The organism is Mobilitalea sibirica, from assembly GCF_015999265.1.
GTDB lineage: Bacteria > Bacillota > Clostridia > Lachnospirales > Lachnospiraceae > Mobilitalea > Mobilitalea sibirica.
Map to the genome: position 1 here is coordinate 62369 of NZ_JAEAGR010000005.1, position 17655 is coordinate 80023.

Annotated in this window: 12 protein-coding genes and 1 other annotated feature; of the genes, 11 read left to right on the forward strand and 1 reads right to left on the reverse strand. The window is 37.6% G+C overall.

What is annotated here, in order from left to right; genetic code table 11:
- Positions 1-71: 71 nt before the first annotated feature.
- A complete protein-coding gene (locus tag I5677_RS06540) occupies positions 72-1508 on the reverse strand; it encodes an amidohydrolase (RefSeq protein ID WP_197660766.1) in 1437 nt (478 codons plus the stop codon).
- Between the two features lie 289 nt (positions 1509-1797).
- Between I5677_RS06540 and I5677_RS06545 the strand changes: the two genes are divergently transcribed.
- The 11 genes from I5677_RS06545 to adhE all read left to right on the forward strand — a co-directional run bounded on the left by I5677_RS06545 (position 1798) and on the right by adhE (position 17388).
- Positions 1798-3492, forward strand: a complete 1695-nt coding sequence (locus I5677_RS06545; RefSeq protein ID WP_197660767.1) for an ASKHA domain-containing protein — start codon at positions 1798-1800, stop codon at positions 3490-3492.
- A 290-nt stretch (positions 3493-3782) separates the two neighbouring features.
- Positions 3783-4331, forward strand: a complete 549-nt coding sequence (gene ispF, locus I5677_RS06550) for a 2-C-methyl-D-erythritol 2,4-cyclodiphosphate synthase (protein ID WP_197660768.1) — start codon at positions 3783-3785, stop codon at positions 4329-4331.
- An 89-nt stretch (positions 4332-4420) separates the two neighbouring features.
- Positions 4421-4642, forward strand: a binding site (T-box leader).
- A 343-nt stretch (positions 4643-4985) separates the two neighbouring features.
- Complete coding sequence (gene epsC / locus I5677_RS06555; protein WP_197660769.1) at positions 4986-5663, forward strand: serine O-acetyltransferase EpsC; 678 nt, start codon at positions 4986-4988, stop codon at positions 5661-5663.
- Positions 5664-5871: 208 nt separating this feature from the next.
- Complete coding sequence (cysS, locus tag I5677_RS06560) at positions 5872-7275, forward strand: cysteine--tRNA ligase (protein ID WP_197660770.1); 1404 nt, start codon at positions 5872-5874, stop codon at positions 7273-7275.
- On the forward strand, positions 7260-7715 hold the full coding sequence (locus I5677_RS06565; RefSeq protein ID WP_197660771.1) for a Mini-ribonuclease 3: 456 nt from the start codon (positions 7260-7262) through the stop codon (positions 7713-7715). Before cysS ends, I5677_RS06565 begins: the two co-directional genes overlap by 16 nt.
- Before the next feature lie 408 nt (positions 7716-8123).
- Positions 8124-12155 (forward strand): bifunctional metallophosphatase/5'-nucleotidase, encoded by a 4032-nt coding sequence (locus I5677_RS06570; protein ID WP_197660772.1) that lies wholly within the window; start codon positions 8124-8126, stop codon positions 12153-12155.
- Positions 12156-12442: 287 nt separating this feature from the next.
- Positions 12443-12940 (forward strand): NUDIX hydrolase, encoded by a 498-nt coding sequence (locus I5677_RS06575; protein WP_197660773.1) that lies wholly within the window; start codon positions 12443-12445, stop codon positions 12938-12940.
- Positions 12941-13122: 182 nt separating this feature from the next.
- Complete coding sequence (locus I5677_RS06580) at positions 13123-14166, forward strand: DUF4349 domain-containing protein (RefSeq protein ID WP_197660774.1); 1044 nt, start codon at positions 13123-13125, stop codon at positions 14164-14166.
- Between the two features lie 148 nt (positions 14167-14314).
- Positions 14315-14461, forward strand: coding sequence for a hypothetical protein (locus tag I5677_RS06585; protein ID WP_197660775.1), 147 nt, complete (start codon positions 14315-14317; stop codon positions 14459-14461).
- Positions 14451-14636 (forward strand): hypothetical protein, encoded by a 186-nt coding sequence (locus I5677_RS06590; RefSeq protein WP_197660776.1) that lies wholly within the window; start codon positions 14451-14453, stop codon positions 14634-14636. Before I5677_RS06585 ends, I5677_RS06590 begins: the two co-directional genes overlap by 11 nt.
- Positions 14637-14787: 151 nt before the next feature.
- On the forward strand, positions 14788-17388 hold the full coding sequence (adhE, locus tag I5677_RS06595) for a bifunctional acetaldehyde-CoA/alcohol dehydrogenase (RefSeq protein WP_197660777.1): 2601 nt from the start codon (positions 14788-14790) through the stop codon (positions 17386-17388).
- Positions 17389-17655: the final 267 nt, after the last annotated feature.

The window sequence follows — 17655 nt, forward strand, 5'->3', positions numbered from 1 at the left end:
TGTTGATACGATAAAGAATTAACACGCAATACTAACAATGTAGTCTCGCTATCTTATTGATCATATCATACCTAGTCCAGAGTTTTTGGAGGAATGGCATCCTTTGGTATGGGGCTCTCAAAGGTATCTGAATAATATTCCTGATGGGATAGCTTTGCTTTTTTTGTTAACTCGGGATTTTCAAAAAGCTTGCAGCAAGCCAACGCCATGATTTTGCCTGCATTTATTAATCCCTTATGGGCAATCGAGGTAGCGGCCTGTGCGGTTAACTGCCAGGAGTGAAGGGGAGTACCAAGGGCAGATATGGTATGGCCAAGCATGGCTGTAGGTACCACATAGGCAACATTTCCTACATCCGTAGATACATAGCTATAATCCGAGGTATCTGATGTATATTGTGATAAAAAGGTATTAATCGGATTGTTTTCAAGATTTTTGGTTTCAGCAGAATTAAATTCAGTTCGTAAGTCTGCAATCAATGTTTTCCGTGTTGCGTCTTCATATAAATCAAAGAATTCTTTCGCTAATTGAAAATCTTCTTCCTCATACGTAGGAGCACCAATTTCAAATACAGCTTCGTTAAGCACTTCTGCCAGCACATGGTTGGGCTTAAAATCATAATAAGCACTTTCTATATAATAATCCATTGTAGTATCTGTCATCAAAGCGGCACCTTTTGCTATGTTTAGTACACGGCTTACGATTTCATTTACCTGACTAATCCTAGGGGCTCGTACCACATATCTTAAGGAGGCTTTATCCGGCACTACATTAGGAAATGTCCCTCCGGAATCTAAATAGGCATAATGAATTCTGGATTCCGGTATCAAGTGTTCCCTTAGATAATTTGACCCTACATTCATAAGCTCACAGGCGTCCAATGCGCTTCTTCCCTGATCGGGAGAGATAGAAGCATGGGAAGTAATTCCGGTAAAGGTAAATACTAAGCTTTCAAGTGAAATCCAAGCTTTAGACAAAGCTCCGTTAATCTGACTGGGATGCCAGGTATAGACAGCATCCAGGTGATCAAATACACCTTTGTTAACCATATAGGATTTTCCGCATCCAACCTCTTCTGCAGGGCAGCCATATAATTCAATGGTACCTTTTATTCCGGTTTGTACCAAAAACTCTTTCACCGCTAAGACTGTGGCAAATACACCGGCTCCCAAAGCACAATGTCCACAACCATGGCCATGGGCACCTTCCACCAAAGGCTCTTTATAAGGTACTCCCGGTTTCTGGCTTAAAAAGGGAAGTGCATCATATTCAGCCAGAACTCCGATATAGGGTGCACCATCTCCGTAAGATGCTTTAAAGGCAGTTGGAATGTCTGCCAGCTTATTGGTAATATGAAAACCCTCCTCTTTTAACAGGCTGCAATAAAGGTTTGCGGATTGTTCTTCTCTGAAACCTCCTTCTGCATAATAAAAGATTTGGTCATTTAAACTACAGATTTGATCTTTTTTTTCTTCAATTGTGTTTATTACAATTTCTTTTGCATTCATTCTCTTACCTATGTAGCTCTAACTACTTACCTTTCTGTTCGATATATAATATAATTATAATAATAGGAATGCTATAATAGTAAATAATACGTAATAAATTCGGCAACAGAACAATCACCGGTTTTTCTATAGTGTATTGCCGGTAGTGTATTATGTCAATATGAGTTTCCTACTATTCGGTTATAAAGTTTCCTCTTATTGGGTTATAATTAAGGTTATGATAAGACCAGCATTGACGAAAGATGACAGAAAACATAAAATGTAGATATTAATCCATCCCAGGTAAATAATGATTAAGGCGGTGATATCACTGGCAGAGAAGATAAAAATTATAATAAAGATACCGGATCAAAATAAGATGATTCAGATTGAGTGCTTGGAAGAAGAAAGCATTATGGAGGCTATATTGCGACATGGAGTTTATGTTCCGGCAGAATGTGGGGGAAGAGGGGCCTGTGGTAAATGTAAGATACGCCTTATTGATGGTGAGCTTCCCATTACCCGACAGGATAAGATGCTTTTTAACGAAGCATGGTTACGGCAGGGGTATCGTCTATCCTGTAAAGCACATCCTAAGAAGGAGTGCACCATTGAGTTGGCTTATGAGTCTAATTCACAGATATTTGTAGTGTCTGAGAATGCATTAGATAAATCAAAGATTAATCTCGATACTTCAAACGCAGAGATTGATAAGTATGGAGAGATAGACAAATATACAGAGATAGGCACTAACACAGATACTACTCAAATTCTCCCTGCGGCGCGTTTAGAGAATAGTTTTGGCATCGCTGTTGATTTGGGTACCACAACAATTGCAATCAGCCTGATCGGAATGCAAAGTGGCAGGATTTATAAAACATATACAAAAGAGAATCCTCAGAGACGGTATGGAGCGGATGTAATTACTCGAATGGAAGCCTCCAACAAGGGGAAATTAATTGAGCTACGGGATTGCGTTCGACGGGGGATTATAGAGGGAATTATTATTTTAATTACCGAAGAAGAAGTCTCTATTAACCATATTGAAAAGATAGTCATTGCAGGTAATACTACAATGAGTCATCTTTTTATGGGATATTCCTGTGAAACTTTAGGTTCTTTTCCTTTTACGCCGGTCAATATTGAAATGATTCAAATGAATATGACAGATATTTTTTCGACTAAGGATTATCAAGTGAATATAGATATACCTGAGATACCTAATATTCCTGTTATTTTATTACCGGGTATTTCAACTTTTGTTGGGGGAGATATCGTTGCCGGTCTTATGGTTTGTGGATTTCTCAGTTCTGAAAAACCATGGTTGCTGATCGATATTGGAACGAACGGAGAGATGGCCTTAGGTACTAAGGAGGATATTTTAGTCACCTCTACGGCTGCAGGTCCTGCCTTTGAGGGAGGGAATATTACCTGTGGAGTTAGTAGTATTCCCGGAGCAATCAGCCATGTGACACTAAAAGGTGATGAAATTCATTATGAAACCATCGATGAGAAACCTCCAATTGGTATCTGTGGAACCGGAGTCATAGATTTGACTTCTGAACTATGGAAAGAGGGCATCATTGATAATACGGGACTACTTATTAATCCATACTTTCATGAGGGGTATCGTATTACCGATTTAACCTTTTTACAAAAGGATATTAGGGAGATACAACTGGCAAAAGCTGCTATACGGGCAGGCATCGAGATATTGATTAGTCGATATGGAATCTCTTATGATCAGATAGATCAAGTATATCTGGCTGGAGGCTTTGGCTATAAAATAGATATACAAAAGGCCATCCACATCGGTTTATTACCGAAGGAACTATCCGGTAAAATCAAAGCGGTTGGTAACAGTTCCTTAGCTGGCGCCATAAAGTATCTTACAGATTCCAAAGCCAAGGAAGATGTTGAAAAATTGAGAACGATATCCAGGGAGATTCATTTATCCAATGATGAGGAGTTCAATGAGCTATATATAAATTATATGTCGTTTTAGTATCGGCTTTTAAGCGTATCGTTGAAACAAGATATTTTAATTCGAAGATGATATATAAATCTTTATAATAATTAACATAGTTATAAAAGCGATAGTATAGCAAGCATACGTAAATTAATAAATGTTTTACTATGTATTCAGTATTTGGTTTAAAGTCAATGTATTGTGCTGGATAAATCCTCTCTGATACGATATAATGAATTCGTAGGACATGCTAAAGTATCTATACAATACGTTTAACTTAAGGCATGGATTACTACTTGAATATGAATACAGGAGGATTTTAATAGATGCGAATAGGAACAGGATATGATGTTCATAAATTAGTGGAAGATCGTGATCTAATTCTGGGTGGCGTAAAAATACCATATGATAAAGGACTTCTGGGTCATTCCGACGCAGATGTTTTGGTACATGCCATTATGGATGCACTATTGGGGGCAGCAGCCTTAGGTGATATCGGCAGACATTTTCCGGATACAAATTCCGCTTATAAAGGGATATCTAGCATAGAATTATTAAAAAAAGTGAAGGCATTGATTGAAGAGCAATTATATATAATAGAAAATATCGATGCTACCATAATTGCTCAAAAGCCGAAATTAGCAGACTTTTTACCGGCCATGATTGATCATATTGCCGATGCTTTGGGTATAACTAGGGACCGTATCAATATAAAAGCTACAACAGAAGAGGGGCTTGGGTTTACCGGAGCAGGTCAGGGTATTGCCGCAAATGCTGTATGTTTACTTGAGTCAGCAATGAATTATCAGTTTGATGTCACGCCAAAAAGTAGCAGTACAGGTTGTGGAGGTTGTGGAGGCTGTCCGAAAAAATAAAACTGGAAATAGTATTGACAAAAGATTTTTCCTTGCATACAATAAATAAAATAGTAGTTGTTCTTAAAAACTTATAATATATACTTATAATAAAGGCAATGAACGGAAAAGTAGCCCATAAGATAGTAGCAGAGATAGAATGCCACCGGCTGAAAGCATTCTTTACGAAGTTATGTGCGAAGTGCATCCGGGAGCTGGTTCGGTGAAGGTGACTTAGCCGAACACGGGAGACAGCCGTTATCTGTAAAAGATGTATGTTATGTTTTTCTACATACAAATAGAGTGGAACCGCGTATTTCACCGCCTCTATAATTAGAGGCGGTTTTTTGCGTGTAAGCGAAGCGAGCAGACATTTTATAGTTCAAATACATACGTGCTATAAAAGTTTACTTTTTAATAGCACGTGTGTATTTGAACGGCAAGCATGCTTGAATGGATGCGAGCGAGCCCACGATCCTTGATACGAAGTATCAAGGATGCGCGTAGGTAGACTGAGCATGTATGGAAAAGATGATGCGAGCCGGCGACCAATACCCAAAGGACGGGCATCTGATACGAAGTATCAAGGATGCGCGTACAATACCAAGCTTGCATGACACATACGTAGCATACTTAACTGACAAGTAGGTTAAACTTTAAGGAGGGTAGTAATTTATGGGATTTATAAAGTATTATAAAGAAGAGATGCAGGTGATTAAAGAACGGGATCCGGCGATAAAGACGCCTTTGGAGATATTGCTTTATCCGAGTTTTCGGGCAATTATCCGTTATCGTATCGCACACTACTTATATAAGAAGAAACATTACTTTCTGGCTAGATGGTTTTCCCAACGAACTGTAAGGAAAACCGGAATTGAAATACACCCCGGAGCTACAATTGGGAAGGGCTTATTTATTGATCACGGTAACGGAGTAGTAATAGGAGAGACAGCTGTGATTGGCGATAACGTAACCCTGTATCAGGGAGTTACCTTAGGAGGAACCGGTAAAGAAAAAGGAAAGAGACATCCTACGGTAGGGAACAATGTCATGATCAGTGCCGGAGCAAAAGTTCTTGGATCTTTTACAATTGGTGAAAATTCGAAAATAGGTGCAGGCTCTGTCGTGCTTACAGAAGTCCCACCTAATTCAACGGTCGTAGGTGTTCCGGGCAGAGTCGTGAAACGGGATAATATAAGAGTTCCTCGCGAAGATCTCGATCAGATTCATTTTCCGGATCCGCTTCAAACTGACATGTCCTGGCTTAAGAAGGAGAATGACTGTTTGAGGGATGAGTTAACGAAACTATATGATCGGTTAGAAGATTTAGAAAAAATAATTATGAAAGAATAAATACTGTGTAAGAATAGTTTGCTCCATTTACAAGACATATGTAAAAATCAAACATAAAATTTCAAAGTAGTTGAGTTGAGTGAATGAATAAGAATATATAAATGGAAATGAAGAAATGTGTATGAATAAATTTAAAGAGCTACAATTATTAGAACAAACATAAAAAAATAAGAAAGAATAAATATACTAAGAACAAGGAGGTTACTAAATGAAAATTTATAATACATTGACACAAAAAAAAGATGACTTCGTTCCGATTGAGGAAGGAAAGGTACGGATGTATGTATGCGGACCAACAGTATATAATTATATACACATTGGTAACGCCAGACCGGTCATATTCTTTGATACGGTACGAAGGTATTTTGAGTATAAGGGTTATGATGTGAATTATGTAACCAATTTTACGGATGTTGATGATAAGATTATAAATCGATCCAACGAAGAAGGTGTTAGTGCAACAGAAATTTCCGAACGTTTTATTGAAGAGTTTAAGAAGGATATGGCTACTCTTAACGTTTTAGAGGCATCCTATCATCCAAAAGCTACCCAGGAAATTGACGGAATGATTGAGATGATTGATACTTTAATCAAAAAAGGTCATGCCTATGAAAAAAACGGCACTGTTTATTTTAAAACCAGAAGCTTTGATGAATATGGAAAACTTTCTAAGAAAAACATTGACGACTTAGAAGCAGGAAGCCGTATTGCAGTCAGCGAGGAGAAGGAAGATCCGATGGATTTTGTACTTTGGAAGCCGAAGAAGGAAGGAGAGCCATATTGGACCTCGCCTTGGAGCGACGGTCGTCCTGGCTGGCATATTGAGTGTTCGGTGATGAGCAGAAAATACCTAGGTGACCAAATTGATATTCATGGTGGCGGTGAGGATCTTGTGTTTCCACATCATGAAAATGAAATTGCACAAAGTGAAGCTGCCAATGGGAAAGAATTCGTAAAGTACTGGATGCATAATGCTTTCCTAAATATAGATAATAAAAAGATGTCAAAGTCCGAAGGGAACTTCTTTACAGTCCGAGATATATGCAAACAATACGATCCACAGGTGGTGCGTTTTCTGATGTTGAATGCTCACTATAGAAGTCCGTTGAATTTTAGTAAGGATTTGATGGAGGCAGCAAAAAATTCATTAAACCGAATTCTAACTGCGGTCGGATCCCTAGATTATTTGTTGAAAAACGCATCTTTAGACGAAAATGGTTTTACGAATGAAGAACAGGCTTTGCTTGAAGAGGTTAAGGAATATCATGCGAAATTTGATTCCTCCATGGATGATGATTTCAATACAGCAGATGCGATTACAGCTATCTTTGAACTTGTCAGATTCGCCAATTCAAACTGCAATAGCGATTCTACAAAATCCTTTGTTAAGGATATATATGATAGAATTGTAAAGCTATGTGATGTTCTCGGTATTAAAGCTCATAAGGAAGAGGAACTTCTGGATGCTGAGATTGAAAAGCTGATCGAGGAAAGACAAAGTGCGAGAAAAAATAAGGATTTTGTAAGAGCGGATGAGATACGAAACCTGTTACTTGATAAAGGTATTATTTTAGAAGATACCAGAGAAGGGGTAAGATGGAAAAGGAGTTAACGGATATACAAAACCAAATACAATTAGCCGGATATATCAAAGAACATTATAAACTGCCGGATACGGATATTCGAACATATTCACCACTTACACTGGCTTTTATAGGGGATGGGATATACGACATTATCATTCGTACTGTGGTAGTGGTAGGCGGTAATGCTCCGGTGAATAAGCTTCATAAAAGTGTTTCAAAAATGGTACAAGCCAAGGCACAGGCTGAACTGTTTCATAGAATTCAGGACCAGTTGTCAGAGGAAGAGCTGGCCGTCTATAAAAGAGGAAGGAATGCCAAATCTTTCACTTCTGCGAAAAATGCAGGAATTGTAGAATATAGGACTGCAACTGGCTTAGAAGCATTAGTTGGTTATCTGTATTTAATGAATCGTACAGAACGTATACTGGAGCTGATCAAACCTGTTCTTTCTGCGATGGATACGTAAGACAACGAAACGACGGTTATATTGTCAAATATAATATAAATAAGAATAGAGCTTTACATCTGTTATTGTAAGAATTTATGTTACTAGGTGCTTTCTATTTCATAAATCAATTTCTTACATCTATATGTAAGGCTCTACTTTTTTTTGGTGCTTTGTTTTCATAATTTAACCTGTCTACTTGACAGGGGTCATATCAGAATTCTCCTCTATTATTTTATTTGCTCAGGAGCATATTTTTATAAAACAATATCACAAATGGTAAGTTTTTCTTAATTTTTCTGACATTCTTTTGCCTTAAAATTTTTCTAAAATAATCTTGGGATGTGAAACACTGGCAATGGAGACTAATAATAGTAAAAAGATGTATGATACTGTATTTTGATGTCTTTTTACGGGTAAGGAGATGGAATGCATAGATTGAAGAAAAGATTTAAGATTATTTTAGCAACTGTCATATCTACATCTACTGTTGTATGTGGCACAATATGGGGTATTAATGAATTCAGGCAGCAGGAAGTAAATGCGGCTGAACAAAAAATAGAGACGGTTAACTTAAGGGTTATCGGAACAACTGACCTACACGGACAGCTTAACAGCAAGGATTATGAACAGGGTATTGATTATAACAATGGTGGTCTGGCAAGAGTATTTGATTTAATTACAAAAACCAGGGAAGAGTTACCGAAAGAGAATACTATAACTCTGGATAATGGTGATGTGTTATTTGATTATACCACAGAGTACATTTTTTCAGAGAATCAGGATGCGATTCAACCAATCTATCAGGCTATGGCTATGATTGGATATGATGCAATTACTCTTGGAAATCATGAGTTTGATTACGGTTATGAGTATTTACTGAGACAGTTAAACGGGTCAGGTATGCGAGATATTACCGTGGTTTCCAATGTGGTTGATTCAAAAACTGGGAAACATCCTTTTTTGGAAAATATGATTATAACACGAAAATTAAAAACATCCTTAGGAAATGAGGTGGAAGTAAAGGTAGGAATCATTGGCCAAACCATTCCAACTCTAACCTCAAAGACCCATAGCTATGCAGGGATTCTCAAGACCGAGGATATGGTTCTTAACGCACAAGCACAAGCGATAAAGCTTAAAGAAATGGGAGCGGATATCATTATCTGCCTTTCTCATACCGGTATTGGACCTGAAAATCCGGAACTAAACTTTAAGAATGTGGCCTATGCACTAACAAAAATTCCGGAAGTTGATATTGTTGTAGCAGGGCATGAGCACAATCTTTTTCCTACAACAGATATGACTTCACCTTATTATCAGCTACCTAATGTCGATAGGAAAACCTATCTGATGAATGGAAAGAACGTTATTATGGCCGGTGACCGTGGAGAAGCAATCGGAGTTGTAGATCTCACACTGAGGGTAAGAAAAGATGAAGTCTCTATTATGGATCGTAAGTCGGAAATTCGTATGGTATCTGAGAAAAAAACAGTTGAAAATAAGACAATAGCTTCTCTGTATGGATCTTGGGATGAACGTTTGTTAAATTATTCAACGGATATCATTGGAGAGTTGGAAAAGAATGTAGTGATACAAAATTATTATGGGTTACTGGGTGATAATTTTGCAATTCAATTACTAAATGATTCTAAAATCCATTATGCTTTGAAATATGCTAACACAACAGGAAAACAATATAAAGACTATCCGATTGTGGCAGCTTCAAATTATGCGAGTTATGGGTTGAATTCCATTGACGACTTTGTTAATATTCGAGATCAGATAACTGAGTCAGATTTAAAAGCAATTCAACCATATAATAATTATCTTTATGTTTATTCCATTACAGGGAAACAATTAAAGGAATGGCTGGAATGGTCAGCCAGTGCTTATGAATCCGGGTATCATAGTTCGGATTGGACCAATGAGACCATGAAAGAGCTTATGAGAGAGGAAGGAATAAAATCACTTATCCGTGAAGAATGGATGGAGGATTGGAGTAGTTTCTTTATATTTGACGGTATAGATTATGTGATAAATCCGGATGCACCTCCCCGTTATGATATCTCCGGTAATTTAATCAGTGACAACAGACGTATTAAGAGTGTTACCTATAATGGCAAAGAGGTTACAGACACGATGAAACTTCTGCTGGTTACCAATAAGATAACGAAACCTCAGGATGCTAACAGAGGAATAGAAACTCAAGCTGTTTTAAAAGGATTTACACGGAGCCAGTCAGTTTTAAGTAAATATATTAAAGAATTAACCATCAGCGGTAATATCATTCCTCAAGTAGACTATAACTGGAGGGTAAGTCTTCCCGCAGAGAATAAGTTTTTAATAAGAGCACCTTATTATGCCAATGAGTTGATACAGGAAACATCATGGTACAGGAAATATCTGAAGGAAGCTGATCAATACCGTTATTATGTTGCATCCTATCCCAAAGAGAATGGGGATACCACCGGACCACATATTATTGTAGCCCCTTTGACAACCAGCGCAACAGCCAATTCTTTTGAGGTTTCGGTCCATGTAACAGATAAATCAGAATTAAAAATGGTACGATATCTCAAGGGTGATTATAATATATCTTATAACGGGTGGTCGGTAGCGAATAAAGTTACAGCCAATACATTTACGGTATGGGAGAACGGTTTATATTCTATCTATGCAGAAGATATCCATGGTAATAAAACAATTAAAAAACTAACGATTGATAATTTTAACGAGAATATGATGAGAAAACCGACGGTTGAAACTTATACGAATCGTAAGTCAAGTATAAGAGGTATCGCAGAACCTAATTCTACGATTGTATTCGAAGCTTATACCGGAGTTTATGAAAGTAAAGTATATGGCAGCGGTAATTTCTCCTATTCACTACCGGCACAACCTTCCGGTACCGAAGTAATTGTTTATGTAAAAGATGAGAAGAATGGACTGGAAAGTGAACACATCAGAGTCCCTGTAAAACGAACCGGACCCAACCAACCAAGTATAAATCCGTTTCATAATAATGATGGCTTTATTAGCGGTGAGACAAAAGATGGGGATGCAACGGTAATTGCGATCATTGATGATACCGTATATGTATCGAAAGATGGTGGCAAGGAACTCTATGAAAAGAATACTGAGATCTATGATAGAAGCTTAAATATTGTAGAAACTTATTCCGAAGTTTTTGATGGTGGCTATTATATGTTGCTATTACCTCCACAGGAAGCAGGAAAGAAAATAACTGTTTATAGCCTGGATCATATTGGAAGAAATAGTAGAATAAATACAACAACCGTAAGTGAAGCAGCTCCGAATGCACCGGTTGTTTATGAGGTAAGTAATATTGAGAAATCCCTTAGTGGTTATATACCGGGTGCCGCGAAAAAGGCATATGATATAACACTTGAGATTGGAGAAAAGACTTATAACACTCAGACAGATAAAGAGGGTAAATTTACTTTCCTTTTTACGGATCAGTTATATAGCGGGCAGATATTGAAGGTGACAGCAAGGGATACGAAGAATGGAATAATTCGTAAGAGCCACGTAACAGAGGTGATCGTTAATGATATTGAAAACTATGTAAGGAATGAAACTACAATCCTTACGATTAACAGAGTATCAAATAAGTCTATCTTTATAACCGGAACTTATGAAGATAGGGGTATGGTTTATCTTGCAATAGCAAGAGGTGAAGGTATGAGCCTTAAAAACTCTCTGTTGAGTGTTGAAACAGATTCCTTTGCCAAATTTCGGTATCCGCTTGAGACGAACTTAGAGGCTGGAACCAAGATATATGCAATGGTCAGATTCTCAGATGGTAGAATACTGATAGCCAACAAAACAGAGGTAATCGCAGGCAGGCCGGAGACACCTGTTCTTTTACAGGAAGTAAGAAATACAGATAAACTGGTTCAGGTTGCAGCTTTTAAAGATTGTGAAGTTACTCTTACCATTGGAGCAAAAGAGTACGTAACCGATCAATACCATTACGATTCAACGACAGATCAGTATATCTATTCCTTTACAACGGATCGAGATGTATCAGGGACTAAGGTTTCGGTTACAGCTACGAATTTAAGCGGAACCAGTGATGCCCTTACATCAGCTGTCGTAAAGGCGGCTCCGGATGCGCCCAAGGTCAATCCGATTAAGGAAGGGGATACCACCATCACCGGGAAGATAGAATTATTAGATTATATTTCTGAGGATGAACAAGATACCGGGGATGAGAAATTACCGAAAAGCCTAACCAATGCTCCTTCTAAGGTTTTAAATACCCGGACGAGAATATTCGTTACAATTGGCAAGAAAAACTATGAAGGAACCATTACCAATAAGGGTAATTTTACGATTGAGATACCTAAGTTAAAAGCAGATACTGCGGTTAAGGTATGGGGAATGAATAAAGCAGGCAGAGGACCTTTAATCAAGGTGATTACCGGTTCCAATTAGCACAAGGTATCATTCGTTTTACCGGGAAACGGTGTAGTAATAATAAGGTTAATATGATATGATAAGACTGTACTATCAGGAGGACATAGATCTACCATGAAACGGTAGGGATATATTCAGATGGTACAGTCTTTTTACGTGAAAGGTAAGTTGACTTACTAGCAAAAGATTTTATATAGTAGAAAATTTGTATATATTAATGAGATGAAATAATGAGATAAATTAATGATTGGATCTTGGGTTATATTAATACAAAAAAGAAAAAACTGAAATTACAGGAGGGTACTATGGAGATTTGGGACATTTATGATGATTGTTTTATGAAAACAGGAAGAACCCATGAAAGAGGAAAGCCTTTGGCTAAAGGTGATTATCATCTGGTAGTACATATCTATCCGATTAACAAAAAGGGTGAAATCCTAATCCAAAAAAGGGCGGAAACGATCAGCTGGAAACCCGGTATCTGGGCAGCTACTGGAGGTTCTGCTATTGCCGGAGAGGATGCCTGGACCGCATGTCAAAGAGAACTGTTAGAAGAGCTAGGGATTAAAGCTACGAAAGAAAATTCTACTCTGGCATTCATGTATAAACGATTAGATCATTTTTCTACCGTGTGGCTGGTTAAAACAGATATTGAGATAAAAGATCTGAAACTGCAGAAATCCGAAGTGGCCGATGCAAAATGGGTTACGCAAAAACAACTAAGAAAGATGATAGCAGATGGGGTCTTTTTTGAATATTCCTATCTTGATTTTCTGTTTAAGCTCATAAAATTGGAAAAATAGGAACCATAAGTACGCACTTATCGTCTAATTCTTAACTAGATAAAAGTTTACAGAACGTATACGACAAACAGATATAAAACAATACCGGTTTTTAAAGCTAATATTCTATTGCTTAAAAGACATAAGGAATGTTTAAAAAGTGGTAGGTAAGTTCTTAAATGATTTGTTAAGGGAGGGTTTTTATGAATATGAAAATGAAAAGATCAATCAAACTACTGACTATTGTTGTTGTATTGATTATGACGATGAGTGCCTGTGGTGCAAAATCAGACAGCAGTGAGTATAAATACAGCGAGAATGAGAGTACCGAATATGACTCATCCGCGACAGAACCTCAGGAAGCCAAGGGTGAAATGGCGGATGATGAATACTATGATTACGCTATGGACGGTAATGAGGCAGGCCTCACCAGCACCTCAGTTTTTACAACCGGTAATTCCGGTGCTATGTCTATGGAGAAGATTATCCGTCGTGTGAATATGGATGTGGAAACCCAGGAGTTTGATACCTTAGTGAATACTATTGATGAGGAGATTAATAGACTCGGTGGCTATGTAGAAAGCTCAAACCTAAGTGGAAAAAGATATTATAGCAGAAACGTTTCCCGAAGGGGGCATATTGTTGCAAGGATTCCCAAAAACAGATTGGATGAATTCGTTGATATCGTATATGATAATGCTAATGTTGTAAATAAGGCAGTAGATACAGAAAATGTAACGCTTGAATATGTAGATGCCCAAAGCCGAAAAAAGGCTCTTGAGATTGAGCAGGAAAGACTATTTGCACTACTAGAAAAGACAGATACCTTAGACAAGATAATCACATTGGAAAGCAGACTTAGTTCTATCCGTTATGAATTGCAAAATTATGAAACCCAGCTTAGAACAATTGATAATAAGGTGGATTATAGTACGGTGACGATGTCAATCGAAGAAGTAGAACGGATGACACCGGTGGAAGAAGAGAAGCTCACGGTATGGAAGAGAATCGGAACCGGTTTTCGTGAAACAACTTATAATATAAGTGAAGGATTTCAAAACTTCTTCGTATGGTTTGTTGTAAACTTGCCTTATCTTATCATTTGGGCAATTATAATAACTGTAATTATTCTCATAGGAAGAAGGATTTATAAAAAGACTATGAAAGAATATCATCCACAGGTCAAACAAGACAGAGATGGGAATTCAGACAATAACAAGGAAGATAGGATAGATGAAAACAAGTAAATAGTGATGGATTGAATAAAAATGAAACAAAATAAGATATTTCTATTAATTATCCCTGTTGTGACTATTCTAATTTTTACGGTTTTTTATCAAACCCAGAGATAAGATATTTAAAGTCTTAAATATTAGTAGAAGTGATCAGATTATAATGTATCAATTTATTGAAGGTACTGGTTTTGATGAGAAAACTGCTACTAAGAAACAGCGGGATACTATTTGTAGTTTTATAGAAAAACTAACTCCATCTCAGAAAATAGACGCTAATATAAAATATGGTGGCTATTATGCATCTTAACAATAATATAATGACTAGCTTTAAGATAGAGAAGATATCGGATGAGAATGTTTTTGTTACCATTAGCAAACAAACAGCAGATGGAAAATTTATTTCAAATTATTACTATACAGCAAATATAATGTTTGCTGAAAACATACCGGAAGTAATTATGGTCAAATACAACTTGATATGAAATCACCTTGATTTAAGGGCGCTGTTGGAATAATGACAGCGTCCTCTTCGATTTTGTGATTCTTTAATATTATATAATAAAACAGCCATAGCTTGTAAATAATAAATAAGAAAAAGACATAAAAATTTACAGTAATAGATAGGAGAGTTTTATGGCTGAGCATAATAATGTAACCAATGATGTCCCGAATGCGATAGAACAACTGGTTGAAAAGGCTAAGATTGCCTTAAAAGACATGATAAAGTTAAATCAGGAAAAAGTAGATCATATTGTAAAAGAAATGGCACTTGCCGGTTTGGCGAATCATATGTCACTTGCAAAAATGGCAGTGGAAGAAACAAAACGCGGTGTATATGAAGATAAAATTATAAAAAATCTATTTGCAACCGAATATATCTACCATAGTATCAAATATCAAAAAACGGTTGGTATCATCGATGAAAACGAAGAAGAGGATTATTTTGATATTGCTGAGCCGGTAGGTATCATTGCCGGTATCACACCGGTTACGAATCCGACTGCAACTACATTATTTAAATGTATTATATCAATTAAGACCAGGAATCCGATTATTTTTGCTTTCCACCCCAGTTCTCAAAACTGCAGTGTAGAATCCGCCAGGATTGTTCGTGATGCTGCTATAGCTGCCGGAGCCCCAAAAGATTGTATTCAATGGATTGAGGAACCTTCAATTGATGCTACCCAGGCTTTAATGAATAACGATGGCATCTCATTAATTCTGGCAACCGGTGGATCTTCTATGGTGAAAGCAGCCTATAGTGCAGGAAAACCGGCACTCGGGGTAGGACCGGGTAATGTACCCTGTTATATTGAAAAGACGGCAGATATAAAACGTTCCGTAACGGACTTGATATTGTCGAAAACCTTTGATAACGGTATGATTTGTGCTTCAGAACAAGCAGTAATCATAGATCAGGATATATACGAGGAAACGGTTAACTATATGACTATGCTAGGTTGTTATTTTGTCAATGGTGAAGAAAAGAAAAAGCTTGAAAAGTTAGCCATTGATGAAAAGAAATGTGCCATGAATCCTCAGATTGTAGGACAATCTGCTATGACAATAGCAAAATTAGCCGGAATTGAAGTCCCGGAAGGTACGAAGATCTTAGTTGCAAATGTGGAAGGAGTGGGTGACCGATATCCATTATCCAGAGAAAAGCTTTGTCCAATTCTGGCATGCTATAAGGTGGCTAATTCAGAGGAAGGGATCAAAAGAGCTGTGGAGATGGTTAACTTCGGTGGTTCAGGACACTCCGCAGTCATTCACTCGAATGATGAAGCAGTCATCAATTGCTTTGCTGAACAAGTAAATACAGGGCGGATCATTGTTAACCAACCCTCGAGTCATGGAGCAATCGGTGATCTTTATAATACGAATATGCCATCACTAACTCTTGGCTGTGGTTCCTTTGGTAGAAACAGTACAACGGCAAATGTTACAGCAGTAAATTTAATTAATAAAAAGCGTGTAGCAAGAAGAAGGTATAATATGCAATGGTTTAAGATCCCTGAGAAAATATATTTTCAACCCGGTTCCGTACAGTATTTAGCTAAGATGCCTCATATTTCAAGAGCTTTCATTATTACGGACGAAGTTATGGTGAAGCTTGGTTATGTTGAAAAAGTGTTATATCATTTAAGAAAACGGAGCACTGGAGAATATGTTCATTCGGAGCTTTTCGACAGAGTACAGCCGGATCCTACTGTAGATACAGTCCTGGATGGGTTTCGGGTAGCTCAGTCATTTCAACCGGATGTGATTATCGCTTTAGGTGGCGGTTCCGTCATCGATGCAGCCAAAGCCATATGGTTGTTTTATGAACATCCGGAAACCGATTTTGAGGATCTTCGAATGAAGTTTATGGATATCCGTAAACGAGTTTTTAAATATCCACCCCTTGGTAATAAAGCAAAATTAGTTGCTATACCGACCACCTCGGGAACCGGGTCAGAGGTTACCTCTTTTACCGTAATTACCGACCCGGCGAAAGATACAAAATATCCGCTTGCTGATTATGAACTTACTCCGGATGTTGCCATCATAGATCCGGAATTTGTTCAATCAGTACCTGCGAATGTAACGGCTGATACCGGAATCGATATTCTAACCCATGCAATCGAAGCTTATGTTTCTGTAATGGCATCCGACTATACGGATGCGCTGGCCATGAAAGCGATACAATTGGTTTTTGAATATTTACCGATTGTATATCGTAACGGTAATGATCAGATCGCCAGAGAAAAGATGCATAATGCCTCCTGTATCGCAGGTATGGCATTCACAAATGCATTTTTGGGAATCAATCATAGTCTGGCTCATAAACTTGGGGGTGAATTTCATATTCCTCACGGTAGAGCGAATGCGATTATGCTTCCACACGTTATCCGTTATAACGCGTCGATACCGGCTAAATTTACTGCTTTTCCAAAATATGAACATTATATAGCGGATGAAAAGTATGCAGAAATTGCAAAATATCTTAGACTACCCTGTAGTACCACCGAGGAAGGTATTACAAGCTTAATATCAAAATTAATTGATCTGATGAAGCAACTGGACATGCCCCTTTCCATAAAGGATTGTGGTATAGCTAAGGAACGGTTTATGCAATCGATTGATATGTTAGCAGATAGGGCCTTTGAAGATCAATGTACGACTGCGAACCCTAGAATGCCGCTGGTATCGGAATTAAAAGATCTATATATCAAAGCGTATCATGGGGTTTAGAAAACTTCACGGTATTCATAAGAATTTATTAGTTGACTAGTTACCAATAAATTAGGCAGTCTCATAATTGAAAATGGTTCATGATGAAACAGGACATAGGTTCCCTAAGGGAGCCTATGTCCTGTTTTGCTTTAGCTACCTCTTTTATTGAACTGAGTGAACCGGCCTCCTTGTCGGTATAATCTCGATAAAGATATCGCCTGTGGGATAATCATAATATAGTATAAAGCATTGCTTTACATCATTTATAGATAAGAACCAAGTCGA

What these genes read in the sequence shown, in the direction of transcription:
- I5677_RS06540 (WP_197660766.1), bottom strand. Translation starts at nt 1,508, where the DNA reads ATGAATGCAAAAGAAATTGTAATAAACACAATTGAAGAAAAAAAAGAT.
- I5677_RS06545 (WP_197660767.1), top strand. Translation starts at nt 1,798, where the DNA reads ATGATTAAGGCGGTGATATCACTGGCAGAGAAGATAAAAATTATAATA.
- ispF (WP_197660768.1), top strand. Translation starts at nt 3,783, where the DNA reads ATGCGAATAGGAACAGGATATGATGTTCATAAATTAGTGGAAGATCGT.
- epsC (WP_197660769.1), top strand. Translation starts at nt 4,986, where the DNA reads ATGGGATTTATAAAGTATTATAAAGAAGAGATGCAGGTGATTAAAGAA.
- cysS (WP_197660770.1), top strand. Translation starts at nt 5,872, where the DNA reads ATGAAAATTTATAATACATTGACACAAAAAAAAGATGACTTCGTTCCG.
- I5677_RS06565 (WP_197660771.1), top strand. Translation starts at nt 7,260, where the DNA reads ATGGAAAAGGAGTTAACGGATATACAAAACCAAATACAATTAGCCGGA.
- I5677_RS06570 (WP_197660772.1), top strand. Translation starts at nt 8,124, where the DNA reads ATGCATAGATTGAAGAAAAGATTTAAGATTATTTTAGCAACTGTCATA.
- I5677_RS06575 (WP_197660773.1), top strand. Translation starts at nt 12,443, where the DNA reads ATGGAGATTTGGGACATTTATGATGATTGTTTTATGAAAACAGGAAGA.
- I5677_RS06580 (WP_197660774.1), top strand. Translation starts at nt 13,123, where the DNA reads ATGAATATGAAAATGAAAAGATCAATCAAACTACTGACTATTGTTGTT.
- I5677_RS06585 (WP_197660775.1), top strand. Translation starts at nt 14,315, where the DNA reads ATGTATCAATTTATTGAAGGTACTGGTTTTGATGAGAAAACTGCTACT.
- I5677_RS06590 (WP_197660776.1), top strand. Translation starts at nt 14,451, where the DNA reads ATGCATCTTAACAATAATATAATGACTAGCTTTAAGATAGAGAAGATA.
- adhE (WP_197660777.1), top strand. Translation starts at nt 14,788, where the DNA reads ATGGCTGAGCATAATAATGTAACCAATGATGTCCCGAATGCGATAGAA.